Here is a 20,431-nt window from a genome sequence, read left to right on the forward strand (position 1 = left end):
ACTTCATTTTACACGAATCAATCATGGGCCATTTTTTTATCTAGCTGTTGGTGTCGCACTTCATATTACAATCCGTCTTACCAAAAAATAATGACTGCGTGCAAGAAAGAAAGGGTAAGAAGAGGGTCGCTCCTCTTACCCTGCTTGCTCATCGGATCAATCCAGTTTTACTTGAGGTCAACCTTCTCCAAGCTCTCGGAGCCTTTTGGATGCGGCTTGTAGTTGATGATGTTGGCCTTGGCAGCAAGCGCAGGCGTCGAGTGCGCCAGTGGCACCATCGGCACGTCCTTGAAGATGATTTCCTGAACTTGCAGGTACAGCTTCTCGCGTTCTTCCTTGGTCGTCGCAGACTGGGCAGCCATCAGCAACTTGTGCGCTTCTTCATTTGCCCAGCGCGTGCGGTTGTTTCCGCCGATGTTGTTTTTATCCAGCAAGGTCGCCAGGAAGTTGTCCGGGTCGCCGTTGTCGCCAGTCCAGCCCAGCATGAACATTTCCTGCTCGCCTGCTTTTGTTTTTTCCAGGTACGTCGCCCATTCCATGGTGACGATTTCCGCTTCTACGCCGATCTTTTTCAGGTCTTGCTGAATCGCCTCGGCAATTTTCACGCCATCCGGCATGTACGGACGAGCAACCGGCATCGCCCAGAACTTGATTTTGAATCCGTTCGGGAAGCCTGCTTCTGTCAAAAGCTGCTTTGCCTTGTCAATGTTGAATTCGCGGTCTTGGATGTTGCTGTTGTGCCCCCAGATGGAAGGCGGCATCGGGTTCACAGCCGGTTGTCCCAGTCCTGCGAAGAAGGCGTCGATGATCGCCGGCTTGTTGACCGCATACGCGATCGCTTCACGAACTTTCGGGTTGTCCAGCGGCTTTTTCTCTACGTTAAAGCCGACAAAGCCGATGTTCATGGACGGGCGCAGGATCAGTTGCAGATCGCTGTTGCCTTTCACCGTTTCCGCGTCATCCGGGTTCAGACCGTCCATCATGTCGATCTCGCCGGAAGTGAGCGCTGTCAGACGAGCTGTATTTTCAGGAATGACCTTGAACACGAGCTTGTCGAGCTTAGGGAAACCAGCGTTCCAATAGTCCGGGTTTTTCTCCAGCGTAATGGTGTCGTTGCGCTTCCACTCTACGAACTTGAACGGTCCTGTTCCGACCGGTTTTTCGTTGAACTTCTCAGGGCCCATCTCCTGTACCGCTTTTGGCGATGCAATCGCGAAGCAGGACATGCCCAGGTTTTGAATGAACGGGGCGAGCGGGCGGTTCAGGGTGAATTTCACCGTTTGCGCGTCTACCGCTTCTACACTCTTGATGACGTGTGTTTCGTCGCCTTTGTAGCCGCCGAACATGTCGTTGTAGTATTCGAAGCCTTCCTTGTTATGCTGCGGATGGTTCTTGTCGCTCCAGCGCTCGAAGTTCCATTTTACCGCCTCGGCATTGAAATCCGTGCCGTCGTGGAACTTCACGCCGCTGCGCAGATGGAACGTGTACGTCAAACCATCCGGAGAGATTTCCCACTTTTCAGCAAGGGAAGGCACTACTTCTGTGCTTTCTTCCGCGTAGCCTACCAGCGTATCGAATATGTTTTCCGTCACCTTGAACGATTCGCCGTCGGTTTGCGCGATCGGGTCGAGGCCCACTGTGTCGCCGCCGCGGCCGACGATCAGTTGCTTGGGTCCCGTTTTTGCCGGCTCTGGTGCCGAAGTCGCCGGAGCTTCTGTTTTTGGCTGTTCTGCCGGCGCCTGTGTCGTCTGAGAACCGCTGCATCCGGCAAGCAACATAGCCAGCGCCAACAGGCTGGTCATGGCTGCGGAGAGAACTCTCTTCTTCATGAAAACATCCCCCTCTACTAAAGTGAAAACATGTTACTTGGATAGGTGGTCATTCATGTCGCTCCTGCCTCGCATCCCCCCTTTAACAAGGCAACCTTTTCAGCAGGCGGACATCCTACGTGCGGCTTACTGCTTGTACAGATGGCAAGCCACGAAGTGTCCGTCGCCCACATCCTGAAAAGCGGGACGAACAGAGCGGCATTCCTCTGTCACGTGCGGACAGCGCGTATGGAACGTACAGCCGCTGGGAGGATTCGCAGGACTTGGCACGTCGCCTTGCAAAATCACCCGCTCCCGCACAGCGTCGGGGTCCGGAGTCGGCACGGCAGACAGCAAAGCTTTTGTGTACGGATGAAGCGGATTCGTGTAAAGCTGGTTGCTCGTGGTCAGCTCCACGATCCGGCCGAGGTACATCACGCCCACCCGGTCGCTGATATGCCGCACGACACTCAGGTCGTGGGCGATAAACAAGTAGGTGAGGCCCATATCCCGCTGCAAATCTTGCATGAGGTTGAGCACTTGCGACTGAATCGACACGTCGAGCGCAGATACAGGCTCGTCGGCCACGATCAGCTTCGGATTGAGCATGAGCGCCCGGGCGATCCCGATCCGCTGGCGCTGCCCACCGCTGAACTGGTGCGGGTAACGCCTGGCGTGATAGCTGCTCAGCCCCACGACCTCGAGCATTTGCTGCACTTTTCGTTTGCGCTCGGCACTCGTTCCGATCCCGTGAACGATCAGCGGTTCTTCCAGAATCTTCTCAATATTGTGACGAGGATTCAGGGAAGCGAACGGGTCTTGGAAAACAATTTGCATATCGCGGCGCATTTTGCGCATCGCATCCGTTGAAAGCGCGGTTACATTCACACCGTCAAACGTGACTTCACCCGCAGTCGGCTCGATCAGCCGCAAGAGCGAGCGCCCGGTCGTCGACTTGCCACAGCCGCTCTCTCCGACCAGTCCCAGCGTTTCCCCGCGCTTAACCGTAAACGAAACATCGTCTACTGCTTTTACGACGCCTACTTCCCCGCCCAGGATGCCACCAGTGATGGGATAGTACTTTTTCAAGTTTTTTACGACGAGTAGTTCTTCTGTCAACGGGCATGCTCCTCTCGGGTTATTCGCTCAGCCAGCAGCGGGACAGGTGATTTTCCCCTACTGCTTTTAGCTGCGGCATTTCGCTGCGGCAAAGATCAGTCGCCTGATCGCACCGGGGCGCAAAGCGGCATCCGACCGTAAGCGAGCCGGGAATCGGCACATTCCCCGGGATGGAGTAGAGCCTCTCCTGCGACTCTTCCAGCTTGGGCAAGGAGTTGAGCAATCCTTTTGTGTACGGATGCTTGGGCTTTTTCAGGATCGTGCGAACGTCTCCCTCTTCGATGACGTTGCCCGCGTACATGACCACGACGCGGTGGCACATCTCCGCGACCACGCCCAAATCGTGCGTGATGAGCAAAATGGCCGTCTGCGCCTCCTGGTTGAGTTGGCGCATCAGATCGAGAATTTGCGCCTGAATGGTCACATCGAGCGCCGTCGTAGGCTCGTCCGCAATCAACAGCTCCGGATTGCAGGCCATCGCCATGGCGATCATGACGCGCTGCCGCATCCCGCCGGAAAGCTGGTGCGGGTATTCATCGACAATCGCTTCCGCTCGCGGAATCCCTACTTTTTTCAGCATGTCGATCGCGCGAGCCCGCGACTCTTTTTTACTGGCTTTCGTATGTAAGCGAACCGCTTCGCCGATCTGATTCCCGATCGTAAAAACAGGGTTCAGGGACGTCATCGGCTCTTGGAAAATCATCGCGATTTCATTTCCGCGTATGTCCCTCATCCGCTTTTCATCGGCTGTTACGAGGTCTTCCCCTTTGAACTTGATTTTTCCCCCGACGATTTTTCCAGGTGGATTGGGCACCAGCTTCATGACTGACAAGGAAGTAACGCTTTTCCCGCAGCCTGACTCGCCTACGATGCCGACTACTTCTCCTTTGTTAACCGTGATCGTCACGCCATCAACGGCAGGGATTTGGCCGCGGTCCGTGAAAAAGTGCGTCTGCAGGTTTTCGATTTGAAGGACAGGATCTGACACGTGGCTCACCTCTCTTACCGATATATTCAGTAGAAAAAGATCTATCAGTAGACATTATGCCATTAATACAATTTTTTGGCAACACAATAAATTCTAACTATTATATTTTTGCTGACTATATCGAATATTCCTCCTTCCTCCCCCAATTTCATTCAAAAATTTTCGCTTGCGGCACGGAGCGCAGGCGCCATCTGCGTTGCACAGTTTGCGGCAAATCGTTCCCCGCCCGCCTGACACGCAAAAAAGACCCGCTCTGACGGGTCTTTTGTCACTGAGGATTTGTACACCCCTTCTTTTTGCGCGTAAACAAAATCTACGGCTCGAAAAAACTTCCTACCCAATCGACAAACATTTGCGCTCCATTTTTGATGCTGTCGCCCAATGTCAAGCCCACACGGCTCACGTAGTTGACCATTTTCTCCGGCCCTGCCGTCTGCACCTGCTTGCCCATCACTGCGATTTCCATCTGACCTTGATCGACTTTTTTGATGTAAAAGGTCTGCGCTTTTTCTTCGGGCACTCCGCTCACCTTGGAGATTCCCCGCTCCGCCGTTTGCAGACCAATCACCACGCCGACCAGCAAAATGATTAACAGACCTGTCAGCTTCACCGTCACGTTCATGCCCATCACCTCTTCGCAGGCTCTTCCGCTACTGTTTTGCCTACTTTTTCGGCCTGCAGGTAATAAGCGGCAAAGACATCGGCCAATGCCTCCGCCGTATTCAAGCTCTCCTGCAAGGTGTTCTCCGTGCCACCTATTTCCATTAACAGGCTTCCCGGAGAGATGGACTGATTATACTCGCCATGATCGGTTTTTGCCCCTTTTTCCATCACGCCGCGGGACAGCTCGGGATACATCTTTTCCATCAGCTCGTGCAGTTCGGTCGCGAACGCCTCGTTTTTCTCGTGGCTTTTGTTCCGCTTGCCAATGACGAACATGACGCGTGCGTACGTTTTTCCTTTGATCGTCACGGTCGTGCGATCACGCGGAGCCGTATCGCGGTGCAGGTCGAAGAAGTAGTGCAGCTCCCGATTTTTTTCGACAGCGGCTTTCACTACTTGCAACGATTGGGCGTACGACAGCGCGTAATCCATCTTTTTGTTCAGAAGCTGCTGGTAAATGTCGTCCTTGCTTACATCCGCACCGATTCCCCGCTCGTTCAGCGCCTCGCTCAGATGTTGGCTGACGAGGGAGATGTTTCGGGTCGGATGATCGACAGAAGTGCCGACCGGCTTTGTTTCACTAAACCACGATTCGCGGTTGTGCGAATTGTAGACGAAGACGACTTTTTTGCCGTTCGTCGTGGCTGGCTTTGCCACAGGAGCGGGCTTTTCCTCTGCGGGCTTTGCCGCCGCCTGCTCTTGCGGCTCCACGACGGGCACGAGCTGGGACGTATCTGCCACCTGCTTCGGATGGGCGGGATACTCGACGTAAAAGTCAGCGAGCGTAGCTCCTTTTCCCTGGACGACAAACCGCGCATCCTCCGTCGTCACCATCCCCGGCAGCTCTCTGCCGAGCAGGCTGCGCAAATCGCCTGGCTGAATATTGGTCGCCAGTTGAAAAAGAAAGCCCGTCACGCTATTGGACCTGGCATCGGACGAAGCCTGCACCGTAGCGGAGAGAGCCGGAATCTCCTGCCCCATCCAGTTCAAAATCGCCAGACTCGATATATGCGACGCCGCCTGCTGGATGGCGGAGGAGGTGATCGCGACGCGATTTCCTCCCAGCGACAACACACCCGTCATGACGAACAAAAACGCGGTTATGAATGAAAGAACTGCGAATTGGCGTTGGATTAGGGTCGCCATCTGTCTCACTCCTCTGGCTGTTGCGTGGACGAAGCGCGACGCTCTCTCTCACGCTTGTCTATGCTTTAGCCTATGAGCCTCATAGAGACGATAGAACCCTTTTCTAGCTGTTCTCTCACAATCTAGCGCTTTGCGCGCAAGCTCCTTGGCTAGTGCGTGTAGGCGGCGCTGTTGTCCCCGTCCACGGCCTGATGCAGCGAGCGGTTCAGCCCGGTTGCGATCACGTTGGCTACGCCTTCGATGAAGTCGTCCACCTCTTTTGGCGTGACGACCAAATCTTGTCCAAGCGGCCGGAGCACCTCGTGGATCAGTTGCCGCTTTTCCTCTTCCGGCAGCGAGCCTACCAGCCCCATAAACGTTTTGCGCGATTCCATGTCAGGCAAATCATCCTCGGTGTACGGCTCGCTACGCTCCGGCACCGTGCTTAGCGCCAACTTGTTGAACGCCCGCTTGCTCTCCACCATGGACTGCCCAAAATGCCCCAGCAAATACGTAATCGCGTCATTGACGATCGTGGAGGCAAAAACGACGGTCGGCACGCCGACTGCGATCACCGGAATCCCGAGCGTCGCCTGGTCGATCGCCTTGCGCTTGTTCCCTACCCCGGATCCGGGATGAATGCCTGTGTCCGATATTTGGATCGTCGTATTGACGCGGTGCAGAGCGCGGGAGGCGAGAGCGTCGATGCAAATGACGAAGTCTGGCTTGCTTTTTTCCACGACGCCGAAAACAATTTCGCTCGTCTCAATCCCGGTAATGCCCAACACGCCCGGCGAGATGGCACTGACCTCGCGATAGCCTTCCCCGACCGTTTCCGGGGCCAGCTTGTACAGGTGGCGCGTAATCAGCAAGTTTTCCACCACCATCGGCCCGAGCGCGTCCGGGGTCACGTTCCAGTTGCCAAGCCCCACGATCAGCGCCTTTTGGTCTTTCGTGATTCCCATTTGCTCCAGAAAAGCGGCAAATTCCACAGCGAACCGCTTTGCGACTTGTTCTTCTATAGAAGTATCGTTTTCGCGCAGCTTGGGTACTTCTATCGTCAGGTAGCGTCCCGGCAGCTTGCCGATTTGCTTGCCTGCCTCTTCCGTCTGTACGTGCAGTCTCGTCACCTTGATATTCGGCTCCCGGTCGTCAGCTTGCAGCCAAATGCCTTCGATATTGCTTTCGTTTTGCTGCTGGGCCAGCTCATGCGCCTCTACGGCCAAATCGGTCCGAATCGAGTAGCCTGACAAATCAATGTTGTGCGCCATGTTCCATCGACTCCCTTCTCGATGAGAAAAACGGTCGTGACCGTTTTCTTCCTGCTACTAGGTTGCTTGAATCCTTTATTTTTATTCCGAATCCTTTCTTGCAAATGGTCTTTGCCCATGCTAGAATTACTTTGTTGTATGACTGTATGTCTATGGTCGTCTAAGGAGGTGACACACATGCCAAACATTAAATCCGCGATTAAACGCACCAAAACAATCGAAAAGCGTCGCGCACACCGTGCTTCTCAAAAGTCTGATCTGCGCACTTCGATCAAGAGCTTTGAGAAAGCTGTCGCCGCTTCTGATGTAGCATTGGCGAAATCCACTCTTCTGGTGGCTGTGAAAAAGCTGGACAAGGCCGCTTCGAAAGGTCTCATTCATAAAAACGCAGCAAACCGTCAAAAGTCTCGTTTGATGAAAAAGCTCAACGTTCTGAGCGCTCCTGTAGCGTAAGAGACCAACCGAAAAAACCCCGCGAACGTCACGTTCATGGGGTTTTTTTATGTTTGGCGCTAGCTCGTCGTTGCTTGCCGCTCGGCATGGGCCCGTGCCACAAACAGCTCCAGCGCAAGACGCTTGTCCACCTGGCCGGACTTCATGCGAAAATCTTCTTCTGCCAGAATCCCCAGCAGCCTTTTCAACGAATCCTCGGAAAAATGGCGCGCCTGCTCCATCGCTTTTTTCACGGCGTACGGATGCATTTTTATCATGCCTGCCATCTGCTGCTGCGAATAACCGCGCGGCGAGAGCTGCTTGACGTGCAGCAGCATGCGAAACTGTCTCGCCAACAGCGCAATCAGCTTGATTGGCTCCTCGCCTGTCTTCATGCAGTCGTACATCATCCGCAACGCCCTGTCCAACTTCCCTGACGCGACCTGCTCGATCAGCCCGAAAACATCCTGCTCCAGCGTCCGTGCGCCGAGCGTTTCGATCACCTCATCCGTAATGCTGGCCCCCGCTCCTACGTACAAAGCGAGCTTCTCCACTTCCTTGTCCAACAGCCGCAGCTCGTGGCCGACGCGCTCCACCAGCTTCATCGCCTGCGGGCGCCCGATCCGCGCCTGGTACTTGTCTGCCTGCCGCTCTACCCAGCCGTACAAATCCGCGTCCTTTAACAGCGGAAACGGAATGACCTTCGCTTTTTGCTGCAGCGTCTTGACGAGCTTTTTGCGCTCGTCCAGCTTTTCGGCTTCTGTATGTAAAATCAGCGTCGTGTACGGAGGCGGATTTTGCAAATAGGCAAGCAGCGCATCCGGATCGCTCTCCACTTTCGTCTGCGGCTTGCTCCCCGTCAAAAAATACGCGTGTTTGGCAATCACGAGGCGATGCTCTCCCAAAAACGGCAAAGTTTCCGCGTCTTGCAATATGTCCGCGAGTCCCGTCTCCGTACAATCGTAGACACTCATGTTGAGATCGCGAAACTGCGGGTCAATCATTTCGTTTTTGGCCAGCGACAAAAATTCTTCGGCTAAAAACGATTCCGGGCCGAAAAGCACGTACAGCGGCGAAAAGTGCTTTTGCCGGATTTCCCGAATGGCCGACAGGAGTGGCATGCGTTTTCTCTCCCTTTCCTTGCAACTTATCTGCGTCATTATAGCATTAGAAAACTTGACTTGCCCATCTTTTTGCCTGGTCAGCGACCAAAAAAACCGCTACCGATTGAACAGGTAGCGGTTTTTCCATCCGTTGGCACCTCTATGTAAACGTTTAGGGAAAAGCCCCGGGATTCCTCCTCCCCAAACGGTAAGCAGGGGGTGCTTGATAATGTACTTTACGCAAGAACCCCCTTAGTGGTGCCAGTCCACATTTGAAAAACACGTTTGCCCTGAAACAGGAAAAAAGCTGGATGATTATTCATCATTCTCTTGCTGGTTTTCCTGCTCCTTCTTTTTGTCTTGTTTGCTGTCTTTCTCCTCGTCTTCATCCCTGTCTGCTTTATCAGGCGCATGTTTGTTGTCATCTTCGTCCGTTTTCTCTTCCAGTCCGATCGGAAATGACGGCGGCTTATCCTCTGTCACTACAGGCTTTGGAGCAACTGCGGGCTTCGAAGCTGGCGGAGTCGTGTTTTGGGCAGGCGGCTTGACCGGTGGCTTTTGATCGGTTTGCGCAGGCGGCTTGGACGTTTTTTTCTTAGGCGGAGTTTCCTCGGACTTCTTCCCCACTTCCTTTTTATTCGATGGAGATGGATTAGTGCTTGGAGTAGGAGCTTCTGGTCCGTACACCACCGTTTTGTCCTCCACGACGGGGGCTGGAGCACTGTCTGTACCTTGGCTTAACGGATCTGGCTCCGGATGCTTCCCGTCGCCGCCTGTGAACAGCATGCCGATCAGCAGACAGGCTGCAACAGCCGTGCTGCCAAGTCCGGCGAGCCATACTTTCATTCGCTTCCATTTTTTCGATTCCGACAGCGAAGACGACTTGCGCTTAACTTCAAGAGTAGGCAAGGATTCCTCAATCGTTGCAGATTTCACAGCTACCGGCTTTGCTGCCGCTGATTCCAACTGTGGCAAAATCGAATCTACAATGCTGAATGAGGGTACGACAGGGGGCAACTGCTCTAGTTTTTGCGACACAGTTTTCAAACGGTTGTACATAAGTTGCAGGTCAGCATCTTTTTGAATAAGGGTGTACAGCACTTGCTGCTCTTGTTCGGACAAGTCCCCATCCAGATCCCTCTGCATGCATTCCCAAATCTCTTCGTTAGTCATCAACCGATTCCCCCTTTCTGGTAGTCGTACAACAGTTCTTGCAACTGTTGCCTAGCCCGAAACAAATACGACTTGACCGTGTTAAGCGGCAAATCCAACGCTTCCGCTATTTCCTGATAGGATAAATCCTCCAGGTAGCGGAGTACTACAACCATCCGGTACTGCTTGGGCAGCTTCCCGATGGCTTCCTGGATGTCATTTGACAGCCCGGTGAGAAGGATCTCATCTTCTACGTTGTTTCGATCAGGTATTATCAGCTCATGCTCGTCGATTGAGACCGTTTCCTTCTTCGCGCGAAATTTATCCATACAGACATTGCTGACAATGCGTTGCACCCAAGTGGAAAACTTTGCCTTTTCCTGATAGGTGTCCAACTTGCGATAAATGCGAATAAGCACTTCCTGAGCAGCATCGAGCGCGTCCTGTTCATTTCCCAGAATATAATAAGCGCTTCGGTAAACGGAGGTCTCAACGGATCGAAGCAGCTCGACAAGCGCATCATGATCCCCGGATTGCGCCAGCCTGATCAGTTCTGCTTCCTGCATAATCTCCTCTCCCCCCTACAGACGGGTCGCTCATGAAAAAGGTTGCAACCATATTATGTATCCAATTGTTGGGTATTCCAAGACAGTCCGGCAGGCGAGATAATCAACGTAATCGCACCGTGCCGATCTGTCCGGTAAATCGTGGTGCCGTATTTCCCCAAACGCTGCAGCACCTGGACGGCAGGATGTCCATACCGATTGTTCACCCCTGCCGAAATGACCGCTGCTTTGGGAGCCGTCGCCGCCAGCAGCTCCTCGGTACTGGAAGTATTGCTGCCGTGGTGGGCGACCTTCAATACATCTACGGGTGACAGGCCGTTTTGGACGAGCACTGCTTCTCCGCTTCGTTCGATGTCGCCTGTAAACAAAACCGTTTTGTTGTATGCGGTAAGCTGAAGAACGACGGAGGCGTCGTTGCCGCGGAGTGTCGTTTCTCCAGGATGAAGCCATTTCCATTCGATTTCCGGTCCATCTGACCATACCTGACCGGGAGTGCCAGTCGTGATCGGGACGCCTCTTTCGCGAAAAAGCTCGCGAATCTGTGCTTCCTTTGCTTCAGGTACTTGTCCGTTCACCAGTACCTCCCCGAAAGAAAAGCGGGAAACCAGCGCTTCCATTCCTCCAATGTGGTCCAGGTCGCCATGCGTCATGATGGCACGATCAATTTTTTCGATCCCACGCGCCATGAGAAACGGGAGAACGACGTCCTTGCCTACTTCAAAAGGGTCGCGCTTCTCCATCCACGGTTCCGCTGCCGGATGGCGCATTGTCCCACCTGCATCCATTAAGTATACCTTCTCGGTGCCAATTTCGACAACGATGGAATCCCCTTGCCCGACATCGAGGAAGGTAATCCGCACTTCATCGCTGCCTGCAAGCGGCTGGCGTGCCGCGACCAAAAGCCCGAGAAATAAGGCCAAACAAAGCGCAACGTCTTGTTTGCGGTGGTAGCCGCGATTCCATAATATGGGCAGCATCCCGAGAAAACAGGCGTACAGAAGTAGCCACCACCACTTTGGATGCGGCCAGTAGGTAAATGGAATCACCTGTTGATCCAGCGCGTACAGCGGCTCGTGAATCCAGCCGAGCAGGCGGGTCGTAAGCCAGACAGGAACGGCCGCAAGCGCCGGATGGACGAGAGCAAGCACGATCGCGATGTAGCCGAGCGGCAGGACGAGCAAGGAAAGCACAGGTGTAGCCAGGAGGTTGACCAGCCAGGACAGCGGCGAAAACTGATGAAAGTGATAGATGAGAAACGGAAAAGAGACGAGTTGGGCGGAAAACGTGACCGCAACGAGCGTCCTGATCCAGACAGGTACCCGCTCAAACACGTGCAGGCTGTACGGGACAAACAGAATAAGCCCCAGCGTGACCGCAAAAGACAGTTGAAACCCGACATGCCACAACTGGTACGGATTTACCGCAAGCATGACCAGCAAGGCACCTGCCCAAACTTCTTTTCCATCCAGCCTTTTTCCTGCCACCTGGCAAACAAGCCCGACACCGCCCATCAAGCCGGAGCGGACAGCCGATGCGCTCGCCCCGACCAGCAGGACATATCCGACGAGCAAAGAAACAGTCGCAAAAAGCCCCCACCTGCGGCTTACTCCCAGCCTGTCCAGACACCACATGAACATCGAGGTGACCAGCGTCACATGCAAGCCGGAAATCGCGAGAACGTGGCTGAGTCCCAAATTGGCGTACATCGATTCCAGCTCAGGCGTCACGTCTTGGCCAAGCCCCAGCAGCAATGACTTCATATAACCGGCTGTTTCCCGATCGGCAAACAAGCTTTCGATCCGCTCGGCCCCCGCCTTTTGCCACTCCTGAAAACTCCCTTGAATGCTCGCTGCCGCCTCTACCCTCGCGTCCCGGAAGGCTGTCTCCGCCACGACGTGTACCCCTTGCCAGTGCAGGTAGCGCGCATAGTCAAAGGCGTGCGGGTTGCGCGCTCCTTGCGGCAGTCCGAGCCGGGCAAGTGCCACAAGCTCGCTGCCTGTGCGCCACTTCTCGACTGCTGCCGCTTCCTCCGCTGCACTCAATTTGACGCGCAGAACGATCGTTTCGTTTAGGCCAAGCTGCTGCCAGCTTTCGCCCTCTTCGCGCCACTGGCCCACATCCGCAAAGAAGCGGGCGACATCGCCGTCCCGTTTGACGCCAGAAGCGATTTCTCCGCGCACCCATACGGTTCGCTCCTGTGCCGCCAACGGTTTCATTTCCGACTGCTGGAGAATCTCGTACCCATAAAAATAGAGACCTGCTAGAATAGAGAGGAAGGAGTAAACAGCGAGGCGGCCTCGATAGGCGCGCGGAACAAACGCAGCCGCTGCCGCCCACGCCCCGGCCGCTCCGAGCAGCCAGACGGGATGCGCATACGCCGACAGGAGCAAGCCGCTCATCACGGCCAAGCTCGCATTCCAAAGTGACATCGTCTCCCCCTCCGTCCATTTGTCGAACTGTTCTTTTCCTGCGGAGAGTATATCCCCTGACAGGCGGACAAAAATAGAAGAGATGAGGGTCCTTTTTCCCCCTGGCTGTGCAACCGTTTTGCGCACAGGACCGGGCATCCAGAAGAGATTGCGCCAACTTGCGATACGTGATAGAGTTAGCAGGAGCAATCCAGTGAGAGGAAGAGTCATTTCATATGTGTGGAATCGTAACACTCTACAACAAGCGGCAAATGCCAGTTAGACAAGAAGCGATCAGCGCGATGACTGGTGTCATCCTGCACCGTGGTCCAGATGACGATGGTTTTCATCTCGAAGACAACATCGCCCTGGGCTTTCGTCGTTTAAGCATCATCGACGTGGAAGGCGGGCATCAACCGCTGTTTAACGAAACGCGTGACATCTGGATTATTGGCAACGGAGAAATTTACAACTACAAGGAATTGCAGCAATGGTTAAAGGACGCCGGTCACGTATTCCATACCGATTCTGATATTGAAACCATCCTTCACCTCTATGAAGAGGTAGGGACGGACGCGCCCAAGCACTTGCGCGGGATGTTCGGCTTTACCATTTACGACTCGCGCAAAAAACGGCTGTTTGGCGCGCGCGACCATTTTGGGATCAAGCCGCTCTACTATGTGGAAACGAATGATTCCATCGGCGTCGCCAGCGAGATCAAAAGCCTGCTGGAGCTACCCGGCTTTACGCGCGAGGTGAACCACAACGGCTTTTACCACTATTTGACTTTCCAATACGTTCCTGATCCCGAAACGATGTATCAGGGCATATACCGCATCCCGCCAGCCCACTCGTTCATCATCGAGAACGACCAGATCAAGCTGGAGCGTTACTGGGACGTGGAGTTCAAGCCAGACGAGAGCAAGCCGTTCTCGTACTTCGTGGAAGGGACTCGCAGCGTGATGCTGGAATCCATCGACAAGCACCGGATCAGCGAGGTTCCGCGCGGCGCTTTCCTTTCCAGCGGCGTCGACTCCAGCAGCATCGTCGCCATGCTGCGCACCTTTGAGCCTGTGAAAACTTTTTCCGTCGGCTCGGACATTCCTGGTTACAGCGAGCTGGACTTCGCGAAGCGGACGGCTGCCTTTTTGGGCACCGAGCACTTCGAGCGGGTCGTCAACGCCCAGCAGTACATGGATGAACTGCCACGCCTCATCTGGCACCAGGACGAACCGGTAGCGGACCCTTCCGCCATCCTGCTCTACTTCGTCGCGCAAATGGCGAGCGAGCACGTCACCGTCGTCTTGTCCGGCGAAGGCGCCGATGAGTTTTTCGGCGGGTACAACATTTACCGGGAGCCTAGCTCGCTCAAGATGTTTTCCGGCATGCCTGGCTGGATGCGCCAGTCGATCGGTTACATGGCACAGCGCCTGCCCGATCAGGTAAAAGGGAAAAACTTCCTTATCCGCGGCTCGAAGACGGTGGAACAGCGCTTTTTCGGCAACGCCCTGATCTTCAGCGAAGAGATGAAAAGACGCGTCGTGATGGACGACATCGCCCGTTCCGAATCGTACGTCTCGCCGTTTACGATCACAGAAGAGATTTACAAGCGCGCTTCCCAGTACGATGACGTGACCAAGATGCAGTATTTGGACATTCACACCTGGCTGCGCGGAAACATTTTGATGAAAGCCGACAAAATGACGATGGCAAACTCATTGGAGCTGCGCGTTCCTTTCATCGACCTGAAAGTGTTCGAGTTCGCCGCTACCATTCCGACGAAGTACAAGATCGCCAACGGCACGACCAAGCACGTGCTGCGCGAAGCGATGAAAGACTTCCTGCCGCCGGAAATCAAGTCGAAGAAGAAGCTTGGCTTCCCGGTTCCGACTCGCCATTGGCTGAAAAACGAATTTTACAAATGGGCAAAAGAGATCATTTTCGAATCGAAGGTAGACAATTTGATTAATAAGGCCTACGTGCTCTACATGCTCGACGAACACCGTGAAGGAAATGCCGACTATAGTCGCAAAATCTGGACGATCCTCGTTTTCATGCTGTGGCACCAAATCTTTATCGAGCAAAAATATACGTTCGATCCGTACGTCAGCCCGAATGTAGACATTCGCCGCAAGAAAAATTCGCTGCAGCATATCGGCTAAAAGCCGGTAGCGTGCCTACGCAAAAATATTTGCAGACCCTCTTTTACTTTTCGTAGATTGTGACTAGAGAATGCTTTCGCTCTATTCCACAAGCACACGCGAGGTAAGGGAGGGTCTTTTGCTATGCTGTTGGATTGGTGGGAACGTCATCGACGCCTGGTCCTGATCGTGGCGGCGACCTTGTTTGTGGCCGTCAGCTTTTGGCTCTACCAGGGGGAGCAGCGGGCAGAGACCGTCGGTGTACCGCTCGTTTCCTCTGCCTATGCGGAAAGGGAGCGCGTCGGGCAGCCGGAAACTGCCCTACAGAAACGGGAGCCTGTCCTTGACCAACCATCTGATGCGCACGCCCGCAGCGAAGCGGAAGCCGCAGTCGAACGAAAGCCCGCCCCTCCGCCTCTCTACGTCGACGTAAAGGGCAAGGTGAAACAGCCGGGACTGTACCGCTTCACGCCGGGCATGCGCGTAGCGGACGCGATCGAACAGGCTGGCGGCGCCCTGCCCGAAGCGGACCTCGATCAAATCAATCTGGCTGAGCCGTTGGCAGATGGGACTGCGCTTTTGGTTCCGGCAAAAGGCAGCGCGACTGGCGGGCCTGGATCGGCAGTTGGCGCGCCTCCCCTTTCGCCAGTGCCCGCGAGCGTGACCCGTGCTGCGGGGACTGGCGGCGCTGTGCCAAAAGCCAAGCTGCTCAATCTCAACACAGCGACCGTCGAGGAACTGATGAGCTTGCCAGGAATCGGGGAGGCGCGAGCAAAAGCGATTTTGGACTACCGTTCGCAAGTCGGCCGCTTCCGTTCCGCCGACGAATTGAAAAAGGTTTCTGGGATCGGGGCAAAGATGTTCGAGCGGATCAAAGACCAGATCGTTGCGCAATAAAGCACTGTCCGGTCATGATTGCCGATCTTCTCACATAGAATGGGGAAAGAATATCGGAGGGAGGTATGCCCATGGATAAAATCGGGTTCATTGGTACGGGCAGCATGGGCAGTATCTTGATTGAAGCATTGCTGTCCGCCAAAGCGCTGTCTCCCAGCCAGATCACCATCAGCAACCGCACGATCGAAAAAGCCGAACAGCTCGCTAAGCGGCTTGGCGGGCTGGCGGTCGCCCATAGCAATGTGGATTTGGCCAGAGAAGCCGACATGATCCTGCTGTGCGTCAAGCCGCTGGAGTACAGCGTGCTGCTCGAGCAACTCGCCCCTGTCCTGACGGCGGAACAGCTTATCGTCACGATCACCAGCCCGATCAAGCTGGAGCATCTTGAGTCAAAAGTACCTTGCGCCATCGCCCGGGTCGTTCCGAGCATTACCAACGCGGCGCAGAGCGGCGTGAGCCTGTGCGAATTCGGTGCGCGCGTCGACGAAGAGCAGCGCCATTATATTCGCAACCTGTTTGCCCACATCAGCACGCCTGTCGAGATCACCGCGCCTTTCTTGCGAATCACTTCCGACATCGCCAGTTGCGGCCCTGCCTTTTTGAGCTATATTTTGCAGCAGATGATTCAGGATGCCGTCGAAGAGACAGGCATCTCGACAGAAGCCGCTACTTATTTGACCTCGCAGATGCTGATCGGAGTGGCCGATCTGTTGCGCGAAGAAAAATTCACGCTCCCTTCCTTGCAGCAGCGCGTCTGCGTCCCCGGAGGAATCACCGGCGAAGGGCTGATTCCTTTGCAAAGCAAGCTGCCCGGCATTTTTGCAGAGGTATTCCGGCGCACGCGCGCGAAGTTCGCCGAGGATCAGGAACTGCTCGACCGTTATTTGAACGAACAGCCGCAGTAGCTGCGAGAGCGTGGGTTGCTTGCAGTTGCGAGCCTTGCAGAGCGACGACAAGCACGCTGTCAGTATCAGAAAACTGGCAGTACGAAAAAAGGAGCGGAAACCTGTTATTCAAACAGGCTCCACTCCTTTTTCCTTTCACCTCTCACCCGCTTGCCATCACGAGAGGATGACAAGCCGACGGTGAGCGATAGACGCTTTTCGTGCGACTAGCGAGTCGTTTATCTGGCCCGCCTTCTGGATCTTGCGTCTAATCCGACTAACGAACCACAATATTAACCAGCTTGCCAGGCACGGCGATGATTTTGACGATTGTCTTGCCTTCGATCAGTTCCTTAATCAGCTCGTTGCTGAGTGCCAGCTCCTCCATTTGTTCCTTGGTCGAGTCGGAGGCAATGAGCATTTTTTCCTTGTTTTTGCCGTTGATCTGGATGACGATTTCCACTTCGTCCTCGACCAGCTTCGACTCGTCGTAGGTTGGCCATGGCTCGTAAGCGATTGTATCGTTGTGGCCGAGTTTTTCCCACAGTTCCTCGCCCAAGTGCGGGGCGATCGGGGACAGCATTTTCACGAAGTCTTCCATGTATTTTTTCGGCAGGACGTCTGCTTTGTACGCTTCGTTGACGAATACCATCAACTGGGAGATCCCTGTATTGAAGCGCAGGCCCTCGTAGTCTTCCGTCACTTTTTTCACGGTTTGATGGTAGACGCGCTCCATGCTGGTCGGTTTGTTCGTATCGACGATTTTCGGGTTCAGCTCGCCGTTGTCTTGAACGAACAGGCGGTACACGCGGTCCAGGAAGCGGCGCGCGCCATCGAGACCTTTTGTCGACCAGGCGATGGATGCATCCAGCGGCCCCATGAACATTTCGTACAGGCGGAGCGTGTCGGCACCATGGCTGTTGACGATATCGTCCGGGTTGACGACGTTGCCTTTGGACTTGCTCATTTTTTCGTTGTTTTCACCGAGGATCATGCCTTGGTTAAACAGCTTCTGGAATGGCTCCTTGGTTGGCACGACGCCGATGTCGTACAGGAATTTGTGCCAGAAGCGGGAGTAGAGCAAGTGCAATACAGCGTGCTCTGCACCGCCGATGTAGATGTCGACTGGCAGCCATTGTTTCAGCTTTTCCGGATCGGCCAAAGCTTTGTCGTTGTGCGGGTCGATAAAGCGCAGGAAGTACCAGCAACTGCCCGCCCATTGCGGCATGGTGTTCGTCTCGCGGCGCGCTTTCTTGCCGGTTTCCGGATCGACGGTGTTCAGCCAGTCGGTGATGTTGGCGAGCGGCGATTCGCCTGTGCCGGACGGCTTGATTTCTTTTGTTTTAGGCAGCATGATCGGCAATTCGGATTCTGGCACAGTTTTCATTGTGCCGTCTTCCAGATGCAGGATTGGAATTGGCTCGCCCCAGTAGCGTTGACGGCTGAACAGCCAGTCGCGCAGACGGTAGGTCACTTTGCGGCTGCCTTTGCCTTCTTTCTCCAGCCATTCGATCATTTTGTTGATCGCCTGTTCTTTGTTCAGGCCATCGAGCATGCCGGAGTTGATGTGTTCTCCGTCGCCTGTGTACGCTTCCTTGGAAATGTCTCCGCCTGCGATGACCGCTTTGATTGGCAGATCAAACGTCTTGGCGAACTCGTAGTCGCGCTCATCGTGCGCCGGTACAGCCATGATCGAGCCTGTTCCGTAGCTAATCAGCACGTAATCGGCAATCCAGATCGGCAGACGTTCGCCGTTAACCGGGTTGATCGCATAGGCGCCTGTGAATACCCCTGTCTTTTCTTTCGCCAGGTCGGTACGCTCCAGATCGCTTTTGTGCTTCGTCTGCTCCAGGTAAGCTTCTACCGCTGCTCTCTGCTCTGGCGTCGTAATCTGTTCCACCAGCTTGTGCTCGGGAGCGAGTACCGTGTAGGTGGCGCCGTAGAGCGTATCCGGGCGGGTCGTGAAGACAGTAAAGGTCTGGTCGTGTCCCTCAATAGCAAACGTAACCTCTGCCCCTTCGGAACGGCCGATCCAGTTGCGCTGCATTTCCTTGATGCTCTCCGGCCAGTCCAGCTCTTCCAGGTCTTCGAGCAGTCTTTCCGCATACGCGGTAATTTTCAATACCCATTGTTTCATCGGGCGGCGTTCGACCGGATGGCCGCCGCGCTCGCTTTTGCCGTCAATGACTTCTTCGTTGGCCAGAACGGTTCCCAGCGCCGGGCACCAGTTCACGGCTACTTCGTCAACGTAGGCCAGGCCGTGCTCATACAGCTTCGTAAAAATCCACTGGGTCCATTTGTAGTAGTGCGGATCGGTCGTGTTGATCTCTCTGTCCCAGTCGTAGGAGAAGCCGAGCGACTTGATTTGGCGGCGGAACGTGTTGATGTTTTTTTCTGTGAACTCCGCAGGGTCATTCCCCGTATCGAGCGCGTACTGCTCGGCTGGCAAGCCAAACGCATCCCAGCCCATTGGATGGAGCACGTTGTAGCCTTGCATCCGCTTCATGCGGGACAAAATATCGGTAGCCGTATAGCCTTCCGGGTGTCCGACGTGCAGCCCGGCACCAGATGGATACGGGAACATATCGAGTGCGTAAAACTTTTTCTTGTTCGGGTCCTCGGAAGTTTTGAAGGTCTTGTTTTGCTCCCAGTATTGTTGCCACTTTTTTTCAACATCACGATGACTGAAAACCATGGTAGAGCACTCCCATCTTGAAATAGGTAAAAAATGAAAACTCGGCTACACCGAGCCATTGGCGTAGCCTTCGTTGCACTTATACCGGATAAGAATCTGTACATTCCGGTCCAGTATAAAGAAAACCCCACGTCCCCAGTCGTTCTACGAAAGGGACGAGAGGTTTGTTTATATTCCCGCGGTACCACCCAGATTGGCGAATGAAAAAGCATTCACCCACTTGAAATCCGTAACGGGGATGAGCCGCCTGCCCTTACGCAACCATGTACACATGGCCTTCGGGGCAAGTGCTGGGAGGCGAGTTCAGATAGTCCCGGGTTGACTTGCACCTGCCGTCAACTCTCTGTATGCGCGGGGCATATTCCTACTATTCCTCTTAAACGCGTCGAAATTTGTAGTTATAACGCCATTATAGTCAATATAAACCAACCGTGTCAAACCCTACGGCTTGCGAGCGGCAAAAAATAAGCGTTCGCTCGCTTCCTGCGGCGGCAAATCCGAATAGTCTGCCGTAATGACGATGTCCGTGAAGCCCGCGTCGGCCAGCCAGCGCATCAGTTGGACCGGCTGGTAGGCTCTTTGCCAATGCTCCTCCTCCAGCCGCTCGTACAAGCCGTTTGGCTGGCGGACGAAAAAGGTGAGCTGGTGCTCTACCTCCAGGCGCAGCGGATCGCAAAAACAATGCCAAATGTACGAAACCTCATCGTCGACGTAGGTGAATGTCTCGTCGCCGAAAATATGCAGCATTTTGTACGGGCTGTGCACATCGAACAAAAAGCTTCCCCCGGGAGCAAGGTGAGCGAAGACGCGCCGAAACGTCTCCTGCACGTCCGCTTCTTCTGTCAGGTAGCTGAGAGAGTCGCACAAGGAAATGACCGCGTCCGCCTCCGGCAAGGAAAGCTCGCGCATATCCTGCTCGACCCACGCCACCTCTACTTGCTCCTGCCGCATTTTGTCGTAGGCAATCGCCAGCATCTCGGCGGACAGATCGACGCCCGTGACCCGATAGCCGCGCTTGGCCAGCGGAATCGCAATCGATCCCGTCCCGCAGCCCAGATCAATGACTCGTTTTGGAGCCTCTCCCTTTTGCCAGGTGCGCTCGACCCAGTCCAGCCATTGATCGTAGGGGGTGTCCGCCATCAGCCTGTCGTAAACTGCGGCCATGTGTGCGTACGCCAT

General features: G+C 54.6%; 16 protein-coding genes and 1 other annotated feature. Of the genes, 4 read left to right on the plus strand and 12 right to left on the minus strand.

Translation table 11 applies throughout. The features are described from left to right. Positions 1–167: 167 nt before the first annotated feature. The 6 genes from AC3WQH_RS11065 to gpr all read right to left on the minus strand — a co-directional run bounded on the left by AC3WQH_RS11065 (position 168) and on the right by gpr (position 6,974). The gene (locus AC3WQH_RS11065; RefSeq protein ID WP_007777510.1) at positions 168–1,829 is read right to left on the minus strand and encodes an ABC transporter substrate-binding protein; all 1,662 of its coding nucleotides are present in this window, start codon (positions 1,827–1,829) and stop codon (positions 168–170) included. Positions 1,830–1,955: 126 nt separating this feature from the next. Then, positions 1,956–2,927, minus strand: coding sequence for an ABC transporter ATP-binding protein (locus tag AC3WQH_RS11070; protein WP_005833137.1), 972 nt, complete (start codon positions 2,925–2,927; stop codon positions 1,956–1,958). A gap of 19 nt (positions 2,928–2,946) precedes the next feature. Beyond that, the gene (locus AC3WQH_RS11075; protein ID WP_005833139.1) at positions 2,947–3,915 is read right to left on the minus strand and encodes an ABC transporter ATP-binding protein; all 969 of its coding nucleotides are present in this window, start codon (positions 3,913–3,915) and stop codon (positions 2,947–2,949) included. Positions 3,916–4,228: 313 nt separating this feature from the next. Further along, positions 4,229–4,537 carry a DUF3679 domain-containing protein gene (locus AC3WQH_RS11080; protein WP_007777498.1) on the minus strand — a complete coding sequence of 103 codons (309 nt, stop codon included), beginning with the start codon at positions 4,535–4,537 and terminating at the stop codon, positions 4,229–4,231. A gap of 5 nt (positions 4,538–4,542) precedes the next feature. After that, positions 4,543–5,724, minus strand: coding sequence for a stage II sporulation protein P (spoIIP, locus tag AC3WQH_RS11085; protein WP_007777495.1), 1,182 nt, complete (start codon positions 5,722–5,724; stop codon positions 4,543–4,545). Between the two features lie 149 nt (positions 5,725–5,873). After that, positions 5,874–6,974, minus strand: coding sequence for a GPR endopeptidase (gene gpr, locus AC3WQH_RS11090; RefSeq protein ID WP_007777491.1), 1,101 nt, complete (start codon positions 6,972–6,974; stop codon positions 5,874–5,876). A 177-nt stretch (positions 6,975–7,151) separates the two neighbouring features. On the opposite strand from gpr, the gene rpsT reads away from it, so the two are divergent. Beyond that, the gene (gene rpsT / locus AC3WQH_RS11095) at positions 7,152–7,427 is read left to right on the plus strand and encodes a 30S ribosomal protein S20 (RefSeq protein WP_005833151.1); all 276 of its coding nucleotides are present in this window, start codon (positions 7,152–7,154) and stop codon (positions 7,425–7,427) included. A gap of 59 nt (positions 7,428–7,486) precedes the next feature. On the opposite strand, the gene holA is transcribed toward rpsT, so the two are convergent. From holA to AC3WQH_RS11115, 4 genes are all read right to left on the minus strand, one after another. Further along, positions 7,487–8,527 carry a DNA polymerase III subunit delta gene (gene holA, locus AC3WQH_RS11100; RefSeq protein ID WP_005833153.1) on the minus strand — a complete coding sequence of 347 codons (1,041 nt, stop codon included), beginning with the start codon at positions 8,525–8,527 and terminating at the stop codon, positions 7,487–7,489. A 297-nt stretch (positions 8,528–8,824) separates the two neighbouring features. Further along, the gene (locus AC3WQH_RS11105) at positions 8,825–9,682 is read right to left on the minus strand and encodes a hypothetical protein (RefSeq protein WP_005833155.1); all 858 of its coding nucleotides are present in this window, start codon (positions 9,680–9,682) and stop codon (positions 8,825–8,827) included. Beyond that, complete coding sequence (locus AC3WQH_RS11110; protein ID WP_005833157.1) at positions 9,682–10,227, minus strand: RNA polymerase sigma factor; 546 nt, start codon at positions 10,225–10,227, stop codon at positions 9,682–9,684. Before AC3WQH_RS11110 ends, AC3WQH_RS11105 begins: the two co-directional genes overlap by 1 nt. A 53-nt stretch (positions 10,228–10,280) precedes the next feature. Beyond that, positions 10,281–12,656 carry a DNA internalization-related competence protein ComEC/Rec2 gene (locus tag AC3WQH_RS11115; protein ID WP_007777479.1) on the minus strand — a complete coding sequence of 792 codons (2,376 nt, stop codon included), beginning with the start codon at positions 12,654–12,656 and terminating at the stop codon, positions 10,281–10,283. A gap of 215 nt (positions 12,657–12,871) precedes the next feature. Between AC3WQH_RS11115 and asnB the strand changes: the two genes are divergently transcribed. From asnB to comER, 3 genes are all read left to right on the plus strand, one after another. Beyond that, positions 12,872–14,797, plus strand: coding sequence for an asparagine synthase (glutamine-hydrolyzing) (gene asnB / locus AC3WQH_RS11120; protein ID WP_005833159.1), 1,926 nt, complete (start codon positions 12,872–12,874; stop codon positions 14,795–14,797). A 123-nt stretch (positions 14,798–14,920) separates the two neighbouring features. Next, positions 14,921–15,673, plus strand: a complete 753-nt coding sequence (locus AC3WQH_RS11125; protein WP_007777475.1) for a helix-hairpin-helix domain-containing protein — start codon at positions 14,921–14,923, stop codon at positions 15,671–15,673. 71 nt (positions 15,674–15,744) lie between these two features. Next, positions 15,745–16,578, plus strand: coding sequence for a late competence protein ComER (comER, locus tag AC3WQH_RS11130; RefSeq protein ID WP_025844909.1), 834 nt, complete (start codon positions 15,745–15,747; stop codon positions 16,576–16,578). Between the two features lie 256 nt (positions 16,579–16,834). Here comER and leuS read toward each other — a convergent pair whose 3' ends face one another. Then, positions 16,835–19,252: a leucine--tRNA ligase gene (gene leuS, locus AC3WQH_RS11135; RefSeq protein ID WP_122952711.1), complete on the minus strand. Its 2,418-nt coding sequence runs from the start codon at positions 19,250–19,252 to the stop codon at positions 16,835–16,837. A gap of 148 nt (positions 19,253–19,400) precedes the next feature. Then, positions 19,401–19,642 (minus strand) — a binding site (T-box leader). A gap of 51 nt (positions 19,643–19,693) precedes the next feature. Continuing rightward, entirely contained in the window at positions 19,694–20,431 is a 738-nt protein-coding gene (locus AC3WQH_RS11140; RefSeq protein ID WP_005833168.1) for a class I SAM-dependent DNA methyltransferase, read from the minus strand.

This window comes from Brevibacillus sp. FW301-21C12A, assembly GCF_058788915.1.